At 41.5% G+C, this 306-nt stretch carries 1 protein-coding gene; it reads left to right on the forward strand.

Annotation, left to right across the window (positions count from 1 at the left end):
* Nucleotides 1–306, forward strand: a 306-nt coding sequence (locus AABK37_RS42070) for a group II intron reverse transcriptase/maturase (protein WP_432557279.1), incomplete at both ends; no start/stop codon positions are given.

Below are 306 nucleotides of genomic sequence, written 5' to 3' on the forward strand. Positions count from 1 at the left end.
TGACGATGCCTACAGCATAGTTAGTCAGTATCAAGCGGAGTACCGAGGAGTAGTCCAGTACTACCGTATGGCTTACAACCTCCACACGTTATCTTTACTGAAACGAGTTATGGAGCTTTCGTTGGTAAAAACTTTGGCTAAGAAGTTTAAAACTACTTGCCAGAAAATTTACAAGCGATATCGCGCAACCATTGATACAAAAGATGGTACTTATAAGGTATTACAAATAACAGTGGAACGCGAGTCAAACAAGCCTCTCATAACCTATTTCGGTGGAGTTTCTCTACGGTGGAATAAGTGGGTCGA

Source organism: Tolypothrix sp. VBCCA 56010 (assembly GCF_050875635.1).
GTDB lineage: Bacteria > Cyanobacteriota > Cyanobacteriia > Cyanobacteriales > Nostocaceae > Hassallia.